The 17,078-nt window shown below is 70.2% G+C and carries 15 protein-coding genes; 8 read left to right on the forward strand and 7 right to left on the reverse strand.

What is annotated here, in order from left to right; translation table 11 throughout:
• Positions 1 to 241 precede the first annotated feature (241 nt).
• The 3 genes from Ari01nite_RS12340 (at position 242) to Ari01nite_RS12350 (ending at position 3,361) form a co-directional block, all read left to right on the forward strand.
• The gene (locus tag Ari01nite_RS12340; RefSeq protein ID WP_203781325.1) at positions 242 to 850 is read left to right on the forward strand and encodes a DUF6230 family protein; all 609 of its coding nucleotides are present in this window, start codon (positions 242 to 244) and stop codon (positions 848 to 850) included.
• Positions 851 to 929: 79 nt separating this feature from the next.
• Complete coding sequence (locus Ari01nite_RS12345; protein ID WP_203781326.1) at positions 930 to 2,534, forward strand: DUF6114 domain-containing protein; 1,605 nt, start codon at positions 930 to 932, stop codon at positions 2,532 to 2,534.
• 476 nt (positions 2,535 to 3,010) lie between these two features.
• On the forward strand, positions 3,011 to 3,361 hold the full coding sequence (locus Ari01nite_RS12350; RefSeq protein WP_239162694.1) for a DoxX family protein: 351 nt from the start codon (positions 3,011 to 3,013) through the stop codon (positions 3,359 to 3,361).
• Between the two features lie 23 nt (positions 3,362 to 3,384).
• On the opposite strand, the gene Ari01nite_RS12355 is transcribed toward Ari01nite_RS12350, so the two are convergent.
• On the reverse strand, positions 3,385 to 4,509 hold the full coding sequence (locus Ari01nite_RS12355) for a hypothetical protein (RefSeq protein WP_203781328.1): 1,125 nt from the start codon (positions 4,507 to 4,509) through the stop codon (positions 3,385 to 3,387).
• 221 nt (positions 4,510 to 4,730) lie between these two features.
• Between Ari01nite_RS12355 and arcA the strand changes: the two genes are divergently transcribed.
• The 3 genes from arcA to Ari01nite_RS12370 are packed head-to-tail and all read left to right on the forward strand — an operon-like array spanning position 4,731 to position 9,036.
• A complete protein-coding gene (gene arcA, locus Ari01nite_RS12360) occupies positions 4,731 to 5,978 on the forward strand; it encodes an arginine deiminase (RefSeq protein WP_203781329.1) in 1,248 nt (415 codons plus the stop codon).
• A gap of 30 nt (positions 5,979 to 6,008) precedes the next feature.
• A complete protein-coding gene (gene nhaC / locus Ari01nite_RS12365) occupies positions 6,009 to 7,505 on the forward strand; it encodes a Na+/H+ antiporter NhaC (protein ID WP_239162695.1) in 1,497 nt (498 codons plus the stop codon).
• Positions 7,498 to 9,036 (forward strand): basic amino acid/polyamine antiporter, encoded by a 1,539-nt coding sequence (locus Ari01nite_RS12370; protein ID WP_203781330.1) that lies wholly within the window; start codon positions 7,498 to 7,500, stop codon positions 9,034 to 9,036. The genes nhaC and Ari01nite_RS12370 overlap by 8 nt, the downstream gene beginning before the upstream one ends.
• A gap of 24 nt (positions 9,037 to 9,060) precedes the next feature.
• On the opposite strand, the gene Ari01nite_RS12375 is transcribed toward Ari01nite_RS12370, so the two are convergent.
• The 4 genes from Ari01nite_RS12375 to Ari01nite_RS12390 form a co-directional block, all read right to left on the reverse strand.
• On the reverse strand, positions 9,061 to 10,452 hold the full coding sequence (locus tag Ari01nite_RS12375) for a threonine/serine exporter family protein (protein WP_203781331.1): 1,392 nt from the start codon (positions 10,450 to 10,452) through the stop codon (positions 9,061 to 9,063).
• A 373-nt stretch (positions 10,453 to 10,825) separates the two neighbouring features.
• Positions 10,826 to 11,326 carry a hypothetical protein gene (locus Ari01nite_RS12380; RefSeq protein WP_203781332.1) on the reverse strand — a complete coding sequence of 167 codons (501 nt, stop codon included), beginning with the start codon at positions 11,324 to 11,326 and terminating at the stop codon, positions 10,826 to 10,828.
• Positions 11,327 to 11,337: 11 nt separating this feature from the next.
• The gene (locus Ari01nite_RS12385) at positions 11,338 to 12,405 is read right to left on the reverse strand and encodes a S1C family serine protease (RefSeq protein ID WP_203781333.1); all 1,068 of its coding nucleotides are present in this window, start codon (positions 12,403 to 12,405) and stop codon (positions 11,338 to 11,340) included.
• 23 nt (positions 12,406 to 12,428) lie between these two features.
• A complete protein-coding gene (locus Ari01nite_RS12390) occupies positions 12,429 to 12,917 on the reverse strand; it encodes a DUF1269 domain-containing protein (protein ID WP_203781334.1) in 489 nt (162 codons plus the stop codon).
• 222 nt (positions 12,918 to 13,139) lie between these two features.
• Here Ari01nite_RS12390 and Ari01nite_RS12395 point away from each other — a divergent pair, with 222 nt between their 5' ends.
• Positions 13,140 to 14,786, forward strand: a complete 1,647-nt coding sequence (locus Ari01nite_RS12395) for an alpha/beta hydrolase (protein WP_203781335.1) — start codon at positions 13,140 to 13,142, stop codon at positions 14,784 to 14,786.
• Positions 14,787 to 14,881: 95 nt separating this feature from the next.
• Positions 14,882 to 15,712: a universal stress protein gene (locus Ari01nite_RS12400; RefSeq protein ID WP_203781336.1), complete on the forward strand. Its 831-nt coding sequence runs from the start codon at positions 14,882 to 14,884 to the stop codon at positions 15,710 to 15,712.
• Here the strand turns inward: Ari01nite_RS12400 and Ari01nite_RS12405 are convergent.
• Positions 15,643 to 16,596 carry a hypothetical protein gene (locus Ari01nite_RS12405; RefSeq protein WP_203781337.1) on the reverse strand — a complete coding sequence of 318 codons (954 nt, stop codon included), beginning with the start codon at positions 16,594 to 16,596 and terminating at the stop codon, positions 15,643 to 15,645. The genes Ari01nite_RS12400 and Ari01nite_RS12405 overlap by 70 nt on opposite strands.
• Entirely contained in the window at positions 16,593 to 17,078 is a 486-nt protein-coding gene (locus Ari01nite_RS12410) for a hypothetical protein (protein ID WP_203781338.1), read from the reverse strand. Before Ari01nite_RS12410 ends, Ari01nite_RS12405 begins: the two co-directional genes overlap by 4 nt.

Genomic DNA, 17,078 nt, shown 5'->3' on the forward strand with positions numbered 1-17,078 from the left:
ACGGAATATCGGGCACGACCGTCGATGGAGTGACGCAGCGTCACGGTAGTCGCGTGACTCGGGTTACTGACCGGTAGCCGAGGCTCTTGTAACCGCCGAACCGGGGCGGCAACATTTCCCGCACGTTAAACGACGGCATCGACGGACCTCACTGCTGACGGCTGTGCGACAGGGTCGCCCGTCGATGCGAGCCTCTGGCGGTGTGGCCTGCGAGCCGTCAAGTACATCCATAGGAGGATCCGTGAAGGATGCGCTAGGCGATCCGGCATACGGGCGCACCAACTGGCGCCGGTTTGCCATCGCGGCGGGCGTGCCCGCCGTGGTCGCTGGAGGGCTGGTGTTCGGCGTCGCCAGTGGCGCGCTGGCCGCCAGTTTCTCGGTGTCCGGCAAGCAGTTCAAGCTGTCCGCCGACCGGCTTGAAGGCACTGGCTTCACCCAGTACGCAGGCGAGTTGGAGACGGTCGACGGGAAGATCCCGGCGGCCAAGTCCGGCATCGGTGAGGCGACGCTCACCAACCTCTGCCAGACCGTCGCGGCCGGACCCCTCGTTCTCCGGATCGAGGCGGGTAAGGACGCGGACAACCCGGTGGAGGCCTCCGACCTGCTCATCGGCATGTCCGAACTCAGCGGCGACGCCGAGTTCACCAATATCGACATCGGCCAGGACGCCTCCACCCTCAGCAAGGACGGTCTGCCGGAGCACGGCGCCGCCAAGAGCTTCGGGCAGCAGGCCGACAAGGTCGTCATCACCAACCTGCGACAGATCGCCTACTCGACGTCCGCGTCGACGTTCAAGCTCAAGGGCATGAGCCTCAAGCTGCACGTCGGCACCGGCAAGGAATGTTTCTGAGCTGACCCCGGGGCTCGCGGGACGTCCCGCGAGCCCTTCTCATGTGTGTTCCGCCCGTAGCGCGATTTCTGGAGGACAAGTGTCGACCGACAACTTCTGGGGCAAGTTCCGCCGCTGGCGGCGGGTCCGCCCGTTCTGGGGCGGGCTGTTCCTGATCCTGTCGGCGGCCGAGATGTTCCTCAGCTCCAACATGGAGCTCGACGGCATGCAGGTCCACCTCGGACCGCAGGGCTTCCTGTCCTACGTGCTGCCGCTGATGCTGCTGCTGTGCGGCCTGCTGTCCTGGTTCTCCCCGCCGCAGCGGCTGTTCTACGGCATCGTGGCGCTGCTCGCCGCGCTGTACTCGTTCGTCGGCCTCAACCTGGGTGGCTTCTTCGTCGGCATGCTGCTCGGCATCGTCGGCGGCGGCCTGGTGATCGCCTGGGGACCGCCGCAGCCGCGCCCGGAAGTCGAGAACACCGACGCGCCACCGAGCGACGAGCCCGGCAACCTGGCCCCGCAGGACCTCGACGAGACCCAAACCATCGATACCCAGACCATCGATACCCAGACCATCGCGGTCGCCGGCCACGACGACCGCCCGCCGTACGGCCACCAGGTGCGCCCCTCGGCGCAGGAGACCGCGATCGTCCCCGGCTTCCCGCAGCATGCGGCGCCGCGCAAGAGGCTCGGCAAGAATCCGAAGGCGATGGTCCTCGCGATGGTCCCGCTCGCGGCCACTGCGGCGATCTTCGTGGCCGGCAGCAACCAGCCGGCCAGCGCCGAGGAGTGCCCGAAGGGCCTGCCGTCCCGGTCGGCGCCGGCCTCGAAGGCCACCGCGGCCAAGACATCGGCGCCGAAGGCCACCACCGCCAAGCCCGCGCCCAAGAAGTCCAGGACCACGTCGCCGTCCGGCAAAGCGGCCGCGACCCCCTCCGCGTCCGCGTCCACGTCCGCCTCCACCGCCCCGGCCGAGGACGAGGGCGGCAACCCGATCCTGGAGGGCATCGAGAACTTCTTCGACGGCGTCGGCAATCTGCTCGGCATCAACGGCGACGAGACGCCGTCCCCGAGCGAGTCGCCGTCCCCGTCGGAGAGCCCGGCTGCGGAGGAACCCAGCGCGTCGCCGTCCGCGCCCTCTTCGCCCTCTTCGTCTTCTTCCCCGGACCAGTCCCCGTCCGCATCGGCTTCGGCCACGAGCGCGTCGGCCAACCCCAGCCCCAGCCCGTCCGACACCGAGATCCCCTGCCTGGGCGCCCGCGTCTTCGGCAAGATCGCCAGCGCCGACGACATCCCGCTGGTGTCCGCGAAGCCCGGCGTCATGAAGGTCGACTCGCTGACCATGTACAACTCCACCTACGACGGCGTGGTGGACATGCCGGTGGCCGGCGGCACCACGTTCAAGGCCCTGAAGTTCAGCATGGACAAGGCCGTGAACAAGCCCTTCAACCTGACCATCGACGAGGCCGGCAAGTCCACCACGGTAATCACCAGCGACGAGCTGACCACCACCGGCACGGTGCGCTTCTACACCCCCGAGTTCAAGGGCAACCTCTTCGGCCTGATCCCGGTGACCTTCACGCCGGACTCCCCGCCGCCGCTGACCCTGCCGGTGCTGTGGTTCACCGAGGTGACGATCCAGCTGGCCTACGTCCGCAGCGACGTACTGACCGGCGACCCCCTGAAGGTCCAGGAGAAGTTCTAGCCAGCTCGGCCCGGCAACCGTATCAGCGGGACGGGCGCGAGGTAATGCGGTCCGCCGCCCACCCGCGGGCAACCTACGAAGAGGCCCACGCGGCGGCCAACGAGGTCTCCAACTGGCAGGATCAGGTGCCTGACCCGACCTACGAGGACTACTCGGAACCCTGGAGGTAACCGTGGGCATGATGGTGGTCGGGCGCAAGGTCGCCGAGACCGTGGACGAGGTGCGATACGAGTTCGGGCTGGATCGCCGGTTCGACCCGGGTGCTCACCATCAACGAGCACACCTGGCAGGCGGCCGCCGACGACGGCCGGTTCGATTCCGCCGCCGGTGAGGTGGCCGCCAAGGTCTAAGGTGCGTGGCAGGAACGCGGAGAGTTTCCGCCGGGGGTCGTCTTCGCCAGCTGAGGACACGTCGCCCGTCACGAAACCGGGCGCTGCCGGGTCATGTCTGGTATGCCGGTGCTAATTCTCTGCGCGGTGGTCATCATCGCCGCGGTCGTTGCCAACGTCTATGCGGCCTGGGCGGACTTCGCGCGCGGCCCGCTTGCCGTGGACAACGCGATCCGGGTCGGTGTGCCGACCGCGCTCCTGCCGGTGCTGGGCGTGCTCAAGAGCGCCGGCGCCGCGGGTCTGCTCCTCGGGCTGCTCGGCGTACCCTATCTGGGTGTTGCGGCTGGGATCGGGCTGGTCCTCTTCTTTCTGGGTGCGATCGTCATTCACCTGCGCGCCCGTGAACACGACTTCATCCGCACCACGATCGGCTACCTCCTGTTGATGGTCGCGGCGCTGGCGGCAGCCGTGACGCTGGACTTGCGCCCACCGGGTTGACGTCACGCGCGACGGCCACCGCATCAGTGGCCCGATGGCCGATCGGGGGATGGAGCGGAGATCTCTGCCCGGGCGGCATCCGCCCCGAACCGCACCTGTGACACCGGCCGGAACCGGTCGTCCAGGGTCAGGATCAGCGTGAGTAGCAGCACGTAGAACACCGCGGCGGCCGGATCGAACCCGCCGCCGAATCGGGCGAGCAACCATCCCGCCGCCGCCACCATCGCGACGTTCAGCACCACCCGGGCCACGAACGCCGCCAGCAGGGACTCCACGTTGCCCGAACGCCGGGCCACCGCCATGCTGATCGCGGCGTTGACCACCACGAACGCGGCGACGCCGAGGAAAAGCTCCAGGTCGGTGGTCCGGCGCCCGGGCACCAGCTCGCCGTAAATGATGCACAACAGACCGAGCAGCACCACCTTCTCGGCGGTTGCCGCCGACCAGACCCGGCCTTGCGCGGTGACCCACCGGTCCCGCTCGGCGGCAGTGTCGATCTCTTCAGGCAGCGGGTCCGCCGCGACATGCCAGTCCCACGCCCGCGCCGGTAGCCGCGGCCGCAACCAGAACCAGCCGGCCGCCGCCAGGCCTGCCCCCAGCAGCACCAGGACCGGAACGAGCCAGGGCATCGCCCGCAGTGTGTCGGTCACGTCCAGCTGGGCGACGTGGATCCACCACTCCTGCGGCAGCTTCACGAAGATCCAGATAGCCGCCGCGGTGACCACCCAGGTCCGCCGGCTCACCCGCACCGGGTTCCAGCGCAACCGCACGATCTCGTACGCGATGAAGAAGTACTCGAAGGTGTTCGGGAAGATGAGGAGCAGCGGTCGCCAATCGGTGAGCTCGAACAGGACAACGCCGACCAACCGGTAGAAGAACAGGAACCGGAGCACGTCGAACGCCGGCCGGCTGGTCCAGTTCCGCATGGCCGCGAGGTACGCGATGGACAGGTAGAACATGTCCATCGCCTTGTCGTAACTCTGGTAGCCGGGCGGGTCGTACCCGAACAGCTGGAAGATCGACTGGTCGACACCGTCGAGCACCAGCGCCGCGACGATCGCCGGCAGGGGAAACCGGGGAATCAGCAGCGGGACGACGAAGCGCGCGCCGATGACGACCAGGAACACCAGCGTCTCCGGCTCGCTCATGGCCGGATCGTCGCAGGTGGATGGGGACCGGGGCTCACCCGTGACGGATGAAGACCTTGTTCCGGGTCGCTGCCTAGTGTCGGGTTGACCCGCCGCGAATGGCCGTAGCTACGAGGTACTGGCCACCGCCTACCACCGCGCCACTGGGTCGTCTCAGCGGTCGACTATGCCGTCACCCAGTCCCGATCGCGAAGCAGACCAGACGAAAGGGAGTCACCGCCATGCCCGACAACCGCAGCCTCGGCGTGTATTCGGAGGTAGGACGACTGCGCAAGGTGCTGGTCTGCGCTCCCGGCCTGGCGCACCGGCGGCTTACCCCGTCCAACGCCGACGATCTGCTGTTCGACGACGTCATGTGGGTGCAGATGGCGCAGCGTGACCACGCCGATTTCGTCCAGAAGCTGCGCGACCGCGGCGTCGAGGTGGTCGAGCTGCACGACCTGCTCGCCGAGACGATGGCGATCCCCCAGGCCCGCACCTGGCTGCTGGATCGCAAGATCGTCGCCGACGAGGTCGGCCTCGGCCTGCTCGAGGACACCCGCGCGTTTCTCGAGACGCTCAAGCCCGCGGAGCTCGCCGAATTCCTGATCGGCGGGCTGGCCACCAGCGACCTGCCCGAAGACTTCCGCTCCGGCTACATCGCGCTGGCCCGGGAGTCCACCGGGATCCGCGAGTATCTGATGCCGCCGCTGCCCAACACCCTCTACACCCGCGACACGACCTGCTGGTTGTACGGCGGCGTGACGCTGAACCCGCTGTACTGGCCGGCCCGGCACGACGAGACCCTGCTGATGAAGGCCATCTACCAGTTCCACCCCGACTTCGCGGGCGCCAGCGTCTGGTGGGGTGACCCGGAACGGGAGTGGGGTCTGTCCACCTTCGAGGGCGGTGACGTCATGCCGGTCGGCAACGGCGTCGTGCTCGTCGGCATGAGCGAGCGCACCTCCCGCCAGGCCATCACCCAGGTGGCTGCGGCGCTGTTCGCGGCCGGCGCGGCCGAACAAGTGGTGGTCGCCGGGATGCCGAAGCTGCGGGCCGCGATGCACCTGGACACCGTCTTCACGTTCGCCGACCGTGACATCGTGACCCTCTATCCGACCATTATGGACGGCGTTCACACGTTCTCGCTGCGTCCGTCCGACCGGTCGCCTGGCGTCGAGGTGATCGACGAGGGCGACCGGAAGTTCGTCGACGTGGTCGCCGAATCCCTGAATCTCCCACAGCTGCGGGTCATCGAGACCGGCGGGGACGTGTACGCCTCCGAACGGCAGCAGTGGGACAGCGGCAACAACGCGGTCGCGGTCGAGCCCGGCGTGGTCTTCACCTACGACCGCAACACTCAGACGAACGCCCTGCTGCGCCGCGCCGGCGTCGAGGTCATCACGATCGTGGGGGCCGAGTTGGGCCGCGGTCGGGGCGGCGGTCACTGCATGACGTGCCCCCTGATCCGCGACGCCGTCGAATTCTGAGAGGCCGGTTCGTGACCCGGAGAGGGACCCATGGCAGAGCATGAGGTGTCGACGGCGCGTCAACCGTCGTTGGTCGATGCTGTGGTGCCGCTGGTCGCGCTGGCGGCGTCGATCGCGAGTTGTCTGGCGCTGTTCGGTCTGGATGCCTTGGACGGGCCGCTGCAGGTGGCTCTGGTGGTGTGCGCCGCGATCGCCGCGTTGATCGCGTTGAAGAACGGGCACAGCTGGGCGGAGGTGCAGGGCGCCGGGCAGGAGGCGATCGCCTCGGTGACCAGTGCCTTGTTCATCCTGCTGGCCGTCGGTGCGCTGATCGGCACGTGGAACCTGTCCGGCACCATCCCGACCCTCGTCTACTACGGGATCCAGGTGCTGTCGGCGTCGTGGTTCTACGCGGCCACGGCAATCATCTGCGGGATCGTGGCGCTGAGCATCGGCAGTTCCTGGACCACCGCAGCCACGCTCGGGGTGGGTCTGGTCGGCATCGGCGGCCTGCTCGGCGTCTCGCCGGCGATCACGGCGGGTGCGGTGATCTCGGGGGCCTACCTGGGCGACAAGCTCTCGCCGTTGTCGGAGACGACGATCCTGACCGCGCAGATGGTCGGGGTCGACCCGCGCGAGCACATCAAACGGCAGGCGTGGACCTCCGTGCCTGCGTTCTTGATCGCGCTGGTCGTGTTCTTCGTTCTGGGCTGGATCAAGGCCCCCGACGTGCGGGACACCGTGTCGACGGCGACGGAGCTGGCCGACCTGGACCAGTTGTTCTGGATCAGCCCGGTGAACCTGCTGCCACTGCTGCTGCTGGTCGTGCTGTCGGTGCGCAAGGCACCGGCGTCGCTGGCCCTGCTCGCCTCGGCGCTGTTCGCCGGCCTGGTCGCGGCGTTCACCCAACGCCAGGTCATCGCCGACTTCATCGCCGGGCCGGGCAACGTGGTGGTGGAGTCCATCAAGGCGACCTGGTTGACGATGGCGACCGGGTTCCACGCCGACACCGGCCTTGCCGAGGTCGACCGGCTCGTCTCGCGCGGCGGCATGGCGAGCATGCTGTACACGCTGTGGTTGATCTTCGGGGCGGTGACCTTCGGTGTTCTGCTGGAGAAGTTCGGGCTGATCTCCCGGCTGGTCGACCCGATGATCGCCTCCGCCAAGAGCACCGGCCGGCTGTTTCTCACCGTGTTCGCGTGTGGGTTCGGCTTGAACATCGTTGCCGGTGACCAATACATCGCTCTGGTCCTTCCGGCCCGCATCTTCCGGGTCGAGTTCGCCCGGCGCGGTCTCGCGCCGACGAACCTGTCCCGGTTAACCGCCGACAGCGGAACCGTCACATCTCCGCTGGTGCCGTGGAACTCGTGCGGGGCGTTCATGGGCGCCACGCTCGGCGTCTCCACCCTGCTCTACCTGCCGTACGCCATCTTCTGTTACGCGAGCCCCGCGCTGAGCGTGCTGTACGGCGTCACCGGTTTCAAGATCGAGAGGGTCGAGCCGGTCGCGCTCGATCCGTCACCAGGACGGAGCGACCTACATGGCTGACACAGTTCCCGGCGCGGCGCACACCTCGGCCGGTAACACCCCGGCCGCCCACACCGCGCTCGCCGGCGCCTCGCCCCCAGGTACCCCGGCCGCCGATCCTCCGGTCGTGACGCCGGGCAAGATGAGTATGCCCACGCTGACCGCGATGGTGGTCGGCAGCATGGTCGGTGCGGGTGTGTTCTCCCTGCCGGCACGCTTCGGGGTGGCAACCGGCATCCTGGGATCCCTGATCGCCTGGACGATCGCCGGCACCGGGATGCTGATGCTCGCATTTGTTTTCCAGAACCTCGCCATCCGCAAGCCCAACCTGGACTCCGGGGTATTCATCTACGCCAAGGCAGGTTTCGGCGACTATGCCGGCTTCAACTCCGCGATCGGTTTCTGGGCCAGCGCGATCGCCGGTAACGCCTTCTACTGGGTTTTCATCAACGCGACCCTCGGCGCGTTCTTCCCCGCCTTCGGCGACGGCGACACCGTCCTCGCGCTGGCGTTGTCCACCGTCGGCGTCTGGCTGTTTCACTTCCTGATTGCGCGGGGAGTCCGCGACGCGGCCGTCATCAACCGGATCGTGACCGTACTCAAGATCCTGCCGATCCTGGTCTTCATCGTGGTGTTGTTCGTCGCGTTCGACGCCGGTGTCTTCGCGGACAACTGGATCGCGACCGGGTACGGCGATCTCGGCTCGCTCAACGAACAGATCCGCAACACCATGATCATCACGACGTTCGTGTTCCTCGGCATCGAAGGGGCCAGCGTCTACTCCCGCTACGCCAAGAAACGCCAGGACGTCGGCAGGGCGACCATCCTGGGCTTCCTGACCGTGCTGTCGATCTTCGCCCTGGTGACCTTGTCGAGCTACTCGGTGATGGCCCAGCCGCAGATCGCCGCGACCCGCCAGCCCTCGATGATCGGCGTGTTCGAGCACGTCGTCGGTGACTGGGGGCGCTGGTTCATCAGCGCCGGCGTCATCATCTCCGTCCTGGGCGCCTACCTCGCCTGGACCCTGATGGCCGCCGAGGTGATGTACATCCCAGCCCACAACGAGGACTTCCCGGCCTTCCTCGGCAGGGAGAACGGCAAGGGGACGCCGATCACCGCGCTCGTGGTCAGCTCACTGGCCGTCCAGCTGCTGCTGGCCGTGACCCTCGTGCTGACCGACGCGCTGAACTTCATGCTCGACCTGTGCACCAGCCTCGCGCTGATCCCGTACTTCCTCGCCGCCGCGTACGCGCTCAAGCTCGGCCTCACCGGCGAGTCCTACGAGGACGTGCCGGCGCGCACCCGCCGCAAGGAGGCGATCTTCGCGGGCATCGCGACAGCCTACACGCTGTTCCTGTTCGAGGCCGCCGGCCTGAAGTTCCTGCTGCTGTGCTCGGTGCTGCTCGCCCCGGCCACCCTGCTGTACGTCAAGGCGCGCAGCGAGCGTGGCCGCCGGCTGTTCACACCCACCGAGATCGCGCTGTGCGCCCTGATCGTGGCCGCCGGCATCACCGGCATCATCGGCCTGTGGGCCGGCTTCATCGCCATCTGAAGCAGCGTCCCGCGAAGGCCCGCCCTACCCTTGCCTGCTGTCGTCGTGCGGACCGGTCGCCTCGGCCGTCCGCGAACCGGGCGACCGGCGTGACGCACGGTCTACCCAGCGGATCTCGCTGCCGAGAAGCACGCCGAGCGCGACGGCGACCATCGTCACGGCCGTGGACAGCAGGGTATTGAGTCCGTCCAACGGGTCAGCCCCGATGTACTTGGTCGCGCCGAGCAGGCCGAGCGCCCCGGGCACGAGCAGCCAGAAGGCGGGTAGGACGCTGACCGGCGCCGGCGGCCCGTTCGGCGCACGCGCCACCAGCCGGGCCACCGGCGTCATGAGCACCGCACCGACGAATGCCGACAGCACTCCACCCAGGAAGTATCCTCCGACGACCTGCCCCGCGTACGCGATGTAGAGCACCACCAGCAGCCACCCGAGCGAGGCGCGGCGGGCGCAGTGATGCAGCACCACACCCGCACCGAACAAAGCAACGCCTAGCCAGGTGGTCCACGCCGGCAAGGGCTGCGAGCTGACCCCGACGACCGCATCGACTGGGGCGCCGACGAGTTCGGCCGCGCTGCTGATACCGAGGGCGAGCAGGAACAGGCGCATGCTGCCGGACGCCAACCGACCGGCCCCGGAGATCATTTGACCGGTGGCCAGCTCGATTGCTGCCGTCGTCAGCAGCGCGCCGGGAAGGAACGTCACCAGGGGCGCGGCCAGCGGCGCCAGCACTCCCATGCCCGGGGCGAGCCGGGCGAGCAGGAAGGCCGTAATCGCCACGCCGAAGGCGCACAACGACGGAAGGAACGGCTGCCACCGCGCCGGCGCCCGATCCGTCGCCAGTTGCAGCAGGCCGACTCCCGCGCCCAGCAGGACGGCGGCCAACAGGCCGGTCCAATCGGCCCGCAGGACCAGAGCCAGCCCCGTTGTCAGCAGCGCATAACCGGCCACCCGGGCCGCCGGCCCGAACACCGGCGGCAGAAGGCGGATCCGGTTGAGCTCGACCAGCCCATCGGCCGGCCCGATCTGACCGCGTTCCGCTGACCGGACAAGCCGGTGCAGAGCATCCATCTGCTCCAGGCGAAGCTGCTCGGTGCCGGCGGGCGCGACCGCGGTCTGCACCGTACCCAGCGTGGGCGTGGTGACGAACAACGCCGTCGCCAGAACGACGACTTCCGCGTCCGGAACACCGTTGACCGCCGCTACCCGGCCCAGGATCTGCTGAACCGACGACACCGGCTCACCGCCGTCGATCAGCGCCTGCCCCAGGGCCACGAGGAACGGCACCAGCGACCGGGAAACACCCGGGTCCGGCAGGGGCGGATCAGCCGCACGAGGACCGGCACGCGCTGCTCGACGGCCGATCGCGAGCGCGACCGCGCTCACGACCAGCAGGGCACCCAGGGCCGCGAGCAGCATGGACACCGTGATGCCAGATCGCGTCGCCGCAGGCGCACCCGCAGGCACCGGCGCCCGCGATGCGGGTGCCGCCGTCGTGGACGCCAGCGGGGTCGGGCTGGGCGGAGAGTCCGCAGACACGGACACGGACACGGACACCGGCGCCGAAGGGGTAGCAGGGTCGCTCGCCTGCGGGTCCGGCGAAATCGGCTCATCCGGTTCCGGGGTCGGCGATGGCTCACCGGCCTCGCCCGCAGACGTCGGGGCCGTTCCAGGTATCGGTGGACTGGAAGGCTGTGCGCCATCGGCCGGCCCGGCCAGGGCGAAACCGGCGGTGAGGCCGACCAGCAGGACAGCCAGCCACGACGCCGCGGAGACCGGCACCGGGAGGCCCCTAACGGCTGTCGCGGCGCCCCTGGCGCCGGGCGACACCGGCCCGGGTTGAGGCGTACCGCTTGGGAATACCGGCGTGGTCGGGACGACGATCCAGCCGCTGCGCGGTGCGACCCTGCACCGCCGCAACCGCGGGTGAATCCGGGGGCATGGGGTTGCCCGGTCGTTGAGCTTCGGCCAGTCGCTCAGCCTGCAGCGCCGCCGCGCTGGCTCGGGCCGCCGCGGCAAGTCGCTGGCTGACCCGAGCCAACGCGTCCTCGAAAACTTCGGCCTTGGCACGACTGCGGCTGTTCTTCGGGTACGCCTTGCCCCGGCCGCCGGCCGGCTCGACCTGAGCGGCAGCCTGCCGGCGGTACACCTTGACGTGTTTGTTCCGGGCCCGCCGGACCCGCGTGTGCAGTTCGATCAGCTCGTCTTCACCCAGCTGAGCCAGCCGCTCCGGCTCGGTCGCCCGGGCGAGCAGCAGCTCCGTCTCGGTGAGCGAGTTCAGTAACGCGTCCATGTCCCCATCTCTCACGGTGCGGTCACCGGTACGTCGGCTTTTTGGGCAGTGCCACCGCGCTGGTAGCCGATCTCGACGGTGTCACCGGGGCGGTGCTCCGCGACGGCCACGAGCATCTGGTCGGTGCTGTTCACGGCGGTGCCGCCGATCTGCGTGATCACATCGCCGGCGCGCAGGCCACCGCGGGCGGCTCCAAGACCGGGCAAAACCTGTTCCACGTACGCGCCGCGGGGCAGGCCGGTCGAGCCGGCCATCTCGTCGGTGACCGTCACGCTCAGGACGCCGATCATCGAGTGCTGAGCGCGGCCCGACTCGATGAGTTGTTCGGCGACGGACATCGCGAATCCGATCGGGATGGCGAAGTTGAGACCGATGCTGCCGCCGCCGCCCTGCGGGGTCTGCGCTCCGGCCGAATTGACCCCGACCTGCCGCCCGGCGCAGTCGAGCAGCGGGCCGCCGCTGTTGCCCGGGTTGATGGAAGCGTCGGTCTGCACCGCATTGACCAGGGCGGCCGGCTCCTCGCCCTGGCCGACGTCGACGTACCGGTTCAGGGCGCTGACCACGCCGGCGGTGATGGTGCTGTTGAGGCCGAGCGGCGAACCGGCCGCCACGACCGGCTGCCCGACCACCAGTGCCGACGAGTCGCCGACGGCGATCGGGCTCAGCCGGGCGGCGTTCTTGTCGACACGGATCACGGCGAGGTCGGTGGCCGGGTCGCGGCCCACCACGGTCGCCGGCACACCGGCGGGGCCGCGGGCGAAGTCGACGGTGACGCTGCCGCCGGCGCCGGGCGCGATGACGTGGTCGTTGGTCAGGATGTTCCCGTCGCCGTCCAGGACGGATCCGGAGCCCAGGCCGCTGGCCGCGCCACCCTGGACGTGGATGGTGACCAGGGAGGGAAAGACCCGGGCCGCCACCGCGGACACATCGCAGGAGGTGCCGCCGGCCGGGGCGGCGGCTGCCGGCCGGGCCGGTTCGTCGGAGCCGGCCGCCAGGGCGCCGACCACCCCGCCGGTGATGCCCGCCACCAGGGTCAGCCCGGCCGCCGCGGCGACGACGCGCCCACGCGAGACGTCCATGAGAACCTCCCGGCCGCGACGGGTCAGCCCGCCGTGCCGAGTTCCTCGGCGAGTTCCTTCTCCTGCTGGTGGGACAGCGACGTCTGGAGGACCTCGCCACCGAACGGGCGCAGGGCGTCGGCGAACTTGTCCTCGGTCCGTTCCCGGCTCATGATCACGAGGGCCGCCTTGCCGGGGGTGAGCAGGGCACGGACCCGGGCGCGGAACGAATCGTTGATGCCGGCCTGGCCCAGCTTGCCGAACAGTGCGCCGAGCGCGCCGCCGACCAGCGCACCGGCGAACGGCATGAGGAACAGCAGACCGAAGATCGCGCCCCACAGGGCCCCGGATGCGGCGCCGCCCGAGACGAACTTGCCCGGGGTGTCGACGTGGCTGTGTCCCTCGGCGTCCACGGTGACGACCGCCAGGCCGTTGAGCTCGACGATGTGATCCTTCTGGAGGTCGATGACCTGCGCGTAGGCGCGTTTGGCGGTGTCGTGGTCGCCGTACCCGATGATGATCAAGTCGGACATCGTGTGTTCCCCCTGCACAGATCGATCCTCATGGTGCGAGCAGGCAACGTTGGCATCGGTGCGGAGGGCGGGGCCTCATCCGACGTGGATGAGATCCGCAAGCCTTACGGAATCACCGCCTTTCAGCACTGCCCGAAGCCGTGAACATCGTCCCGGCGGGATGAAGCCGTGCCCGGTCGCCAGCCGTCACTGTCCTCCGTAGACCGGGCAGAGCGGAGCGCCATGACGACGGAACAGACCCACACCGCCGGCCGGCGTTACCAGTTCTCCGGCCTGGTCGTGGCCGCCGTCATGTTCTGCATGTCGTTGACGCCGTCGCTGCTGCCCCGGAGCTGGCTGATCCAGGGGTTGATCAGTGGCCTGCTGGCCGCCGTCGGATACGGACTCGGCACGCTCACCGTCTGGCTGGGTAAGCAGCTCACCGGGCGCACGCCGCCGCGACCCGGGCCGATCGCCTGGCGGGTTCTCGCCGGCGTCGCCACCGTCGGCTGCGTCATCTTCATCTACCTCGGTGCCCGGTGGCAGACACAGATCCACCGCCTCGTCGGCCTGGATCCACCGCCCCGGATCGGCTACCTGCTCGTCCTGCCCGTCGCGGTGGTGACCCTCGTCGCCCTGATCGGCCTGGCCCGGCTGCTGCGCCGGGCCGCGCAGCGCCTCGCCGCCCTCCTCAGCCGGTGGATCCCGGCGGCCGCGGCCAGGGCTGCCGCCGGCCTGGCGGTAGCGCTGCTGCTGCTCGGCATCCTCAACGGTGTCGTGCTGCGGGCGGCCTTCACCAGCGCGGACGCCTCGTTCCGCACGCTCAACGGCGAAACCCATGCCGACCTGGCCGCCCCGGCCGACCCGGTGCGGTCCGGCGGACCCGGCTCCCTGGTCACCTGGGACTCGCTGGGCAACCAGGGCCGGCGGTTCATCGGCGGCGGCCCGGGGATCGCCGAGCTCGAGGCGTTCGGCGGGCCCGGCGCCCGGCCACCGGTCCGGGTCTACATCGGCATCGACGCGGCCGGGTCCTCGCGGGAGCGGGCCGCCCTCGCGGTCGAGGAACTGGAGCGCACCCGCGGCTTCGACCGGGCCGTGCTGTGCCTGATCACCACGACCGGCACCGGATGGGTCAACGAGCAGGCGGTGGACCCGCTCGAGTTCATGTACCATGGGGACAGCGCGCTGGTCGCCACGCAGTACTCGTACCTGCCGAGCCCGATCTCGTTCCTGGTCGACAAGGAACGGGCCCGGGACGCCGGACGCGACCTGTTCGACGCCGTCTACGCGGTGTGGTCCCGGCTGCCCACCACCGGACGGCCCAAACTGCTCGTCTTCGGGGAGAGCCTGGGCTCGTTCGGCGCGGAGGCGGCGTTCAGCGGGCCCGCGGACGTCCGCAACCGTACCGACGGCATGCTGCTGATCGGCCCGCCCAACCGCAACCAGCTCTGGACCGACTTCCTCACCGACCGCGACCCCGCGAGCCCGGCGGTCCTGCCGGTCTACCAACAGGGCGAGACCGTACGCTTCGCCGCCGACCCGGCCGACCTCACCCGGCCGGCCGGAGCCTGGGGCACGCCCCGGGTGGTCTACCTCCAATACCCGTCCGACCCGATCACCTGGTGGTCCCCGCGGCTGATGGTGAGCCGGCCGGACTGGCTGACCGAGCCCCGGGGCGCCGACGTGCTGTCCACCGTGCGCTGGTACCCGTTCGTGACGTTCTGGCAGGTCTCGGCGGACATGGCGTTCGCCAACAACGTGCCTGCCGGCCACGGCCACAACTTCGGTGCCACGCCGGCCGCCGCGTGGGCGCAGATCGCGCCACCACTGGGATGGAACGCGGAGCGGACCGCCACGCTCACCCGTCTGCTGTCCCGGACCGACCGCTGACGCCGGCCGCCGCGGCCGGCACAGCGCGCCCGCCGCACCGTCACAAAGCCGGGGCGCCGCCCGGTCGTAGCTGACGAGCCGGAAGGGAGAACCTCATGGGGTCGCGAGTCGTGGTGGGCGTCGACGGATCCGAACAGGCACTGGCCGCCGTGCGCGCCGCCGCGGTGGCGGCCGGTCGCCGCGGCGTGCCGCTGCACGTCGTACACGCCTTCATTTGGCCTTATCTGCACGTCAACGTCGGGCCGGTCGACCGCGACATGCCGGAAACCGGGCTGCGGCACCATGCCGAGGACCTGCTGGCCGAGGCCGTGGCGGAGGCCGGGAAGGCGGCACCGGAGGTAGCGGTCACCACGGCACTGATCGACGGGGTGGCGGCGCCCGTCCTGCTGGCCGAAGCCCTCGGTGCCGCGCTGCTGGTGCTCGGCGACCGTGGTCTCGGCGGCGTCAGCGGCCTGATCGTCGGGTCGGTCGCCGTGCACGCGGTCGCGCACGCCGATTGCCCCGTCCTGATCGTCCGCGGCGCCGAGGCGGCAGGCGGCCCGGTCGTCGTGGGCGCCGACGGGTCCGAGTGCACCATGGCCCTGGCCGCCGAGGAAAGCACCCTTCGCCGGACCGACCTGGTCGCGGTTCTCGCCTGGCAGGACTCGGAGTCCGCGGCGCGCCACCGGCTCGGCGCATATCTGGCCGGCTGGCCGGAGCGACACCCCGGCGTGGTGCTCCGGCCGGAACTCGTCCGCGGAAACCCGAAACACGTCCTGATCGAACGGTCGCGGACGGCCCAGCTCGTCGTGCTGGGAGCGCGCGGCCGGGACACGTTCAAGGGCCTGGTGCTCGGCTCGGTCAGTCAGGCACTCGTCTACCACTCGGCGTGCCCGGTCGCGGTGGTCCGGACTCCGCCCGAAGCCGGCCGCGAACAAGCGCGATGACGGTGTCGGCGGTGCGGCCGAGATGGCTGCGCCCGTCGGGCAGCCGGGCCGCCGGGCTGATGTAGCTGCGCGGTCCCACGTGGGTGGCCGGGTCGAGCCGGTGCACGGCGATCTTTCCGGCCCGGCCGGCCCGGTTCCATCCGCTCCAGCGGACCAGAGGCCACCGTTGCGGGGAAGACCCAGCCGCCGATCCGCTCGATCCGGTCGCCGCCGCTGGTGAGCCGGTCGAGATGCCGGGCGTGGGTGATGTCGTTGGCACCGTTGTGGAAGCCGCCGAGGGTGATCAGCCAGAGCGGGCCGCCCAGCCGGGACCAGAGTTCGTCCACCGCGCCGGTGACGAGCTGGGCGCCGCCGCTGTAGCCGAGCAGCACCACCGGGACACCGCTGCCCGGCCGGTAACCGGCGCGCTGGAGCTGAGTGGCGATCTGCGAGCCGACGGCGCGGTTGTACAGGGGCCGGTAGCGATGGTCCGCGGCGATGAAGATCTGCATCACGTTGTGCAGGAAGAGCAACAGCCCGAGGTGGCGGCGCCACCACCGCCACACCGGACGGTCGGCAAGCGGATCGGCCAGCGGCGAGTACGGCAGCACCTGGCCCAGGACCCGGAGTTCCGGTGCACCGTCGATCAGCGCCCGGACCAGTTGGCCGCCGTCCCGGGTGTCGCGGAACCGGCGCTTGCCGATGCCGTCCAGGTAGACCAGGTAGGCATCCGGCGGGCGGTCCGGGCCGGCGCCCCTGGCGTACGGCATACCGGCCGGAAGGTCCGCACCGGAGGTCCGCCAGCCGGCCGTCCAGGCCAACAACTCGTAGCGGGCCAGCAGCGCCTCCACCAGCAGGACCGGCCCGAGCACACCGAGCAGCAGGACAAGCGTGAAGTCGGTCATGGCGTGACCTCCGGAACCGGCCGGCCGAGACGGGCGACCAGCCGCCGGACCGACTCGACCGCCACCGCGAGACCGAGCCCGGCCGTTGCGACGCAGCCGGCGGCAACCCACCACCCGAGCCCGGCCGACGCGGCGAGCGCGTCGGCGAGGCCGGTGCCGACGCCCGCCAGGAGCAGGGCATGCAGTGCCGGACCCAGCAGCGGAAACGCGAGCACGGCGGCCAGCAGCAGCGGGGCGGCCAACGCCGGCGACCAGAACAGCGGGTCCGCGCCGGTGGCCTCGGGCCACCTCAGCCCGGCCAGGGTCCACGCGGCCAGCGGCCAGACGGCGAACACCGCGCCGTCGACCACGGCACCGAGCAGCAGCAGTCCGGACGCCGTGCGGCGGGTCGCACCGGACCGCCGGGCCACCACGGGCAGGACCCGCCCGATCGCCTCGGACAGCCCGGCGAGCAGGAGCAGCACGGCGACAGCGGGCGACAT

This window comes from Paractinoplanes rishiriensis, from assembly GCF_016862375.1.
Classification (GTDB): domain Bacteria; phylum Actinomycetota; class Actinomycetes; order Mycobacteriales; family Micromonosporaceae; genus Actinoplanes; species Actinoplanes rishiriensis.

Excerpts from the sequence above, each read along its gene's own strand:
- Ari01nite_RS12355 (WP_203781328.1), bottom strand. The coding sequence starts at position 4,509 with ATGAGCGAGCCGGAGACGCTGGTGTTCCTGGTCGTCATCGGCGCGCGC.
- arcA (WP_203781329.1), top strand. The coding sequence starts at position 4,731 with ATGCCCGACAACCGCAGCCTCGGCGTGTATTCGGAGGTAGGACGACTG.
- nhaC (WP_239162695.1), top strand. The coding sequence starts at position 6,009 with ATGGCAGAGCATGAGGTGTCGACGGCGCGTCAACCGTCGTTGGTCGAT.
- Ari01nite_RS12370 (WP_203781330.1), top strand. The coding sequence starts at position 7,498 with ATGGCTGACACAGTTCCCGGCGCGGCGCACACCTCGGCCGGTAACACC.
- Ari01nite_RS12375 (WP_203781331.1), bottom strand. The coding sequence starts at position 10,452 with ATGCTGCTCGCGGCCCTGGGTGCCCTGCTGGTCGTGAGCGCGGTCGCG.
- Ari01nite_RS12380 (WP_203781332.1), bottom strand. The coding sequence starts at position 11,326 with ATGGACGCGTTACTGAACTCGCTCACCGAGACGGAGCTGCTGCTCGCC.
- Ari01nite_RS12385 (WP_203781333.1), bottom strand. The coding sequence starts at position 12,405 with ATGGACGTCTCGCGTGGGCGCGTCGTCGCCGCGGCGGCCGGGCTGACC.
- Ari01nite_RS12390 (WP_203781334.1), bottom strand. The coding sequence starts at position 12,917 with ATGTCCGACTTGATCATCATCGGGTACGGCGACCACGACACCGCCAAA.
- Ari01nite_RS12395 (WP_203781335.1), top strand. The coding sequence starts at position 13,140 with ATGACGACGGAACAGACCCACACCGCCGGCCGGCGTTACCAGTTCTCC.
- Ari01nite_RS12400 (WP_203781336.1), top strand. The coding sequence starts at position 14,882 with ATGGGGTCGCGAGTCGTGGTGGGCGTCGACGGATCCGAACAGGCACTG.
- Ari01nite_RS12405 (WP_203781337.1), bottom strand. The coding sequence starts at position 16,596 with ATGACCGACTTCACGCTTGTCCTGCTGCTCGGTGTGCTCGGGCCGGTC.
- Ari01nite_RS12410 (WP_203781338.1), bottom strand. The coding sequence starts at position 17,078 with ATGTCGCCCGCTGTCGCCGTGCTGCTCCTGCTCGCCGGGCTGTCCGAG.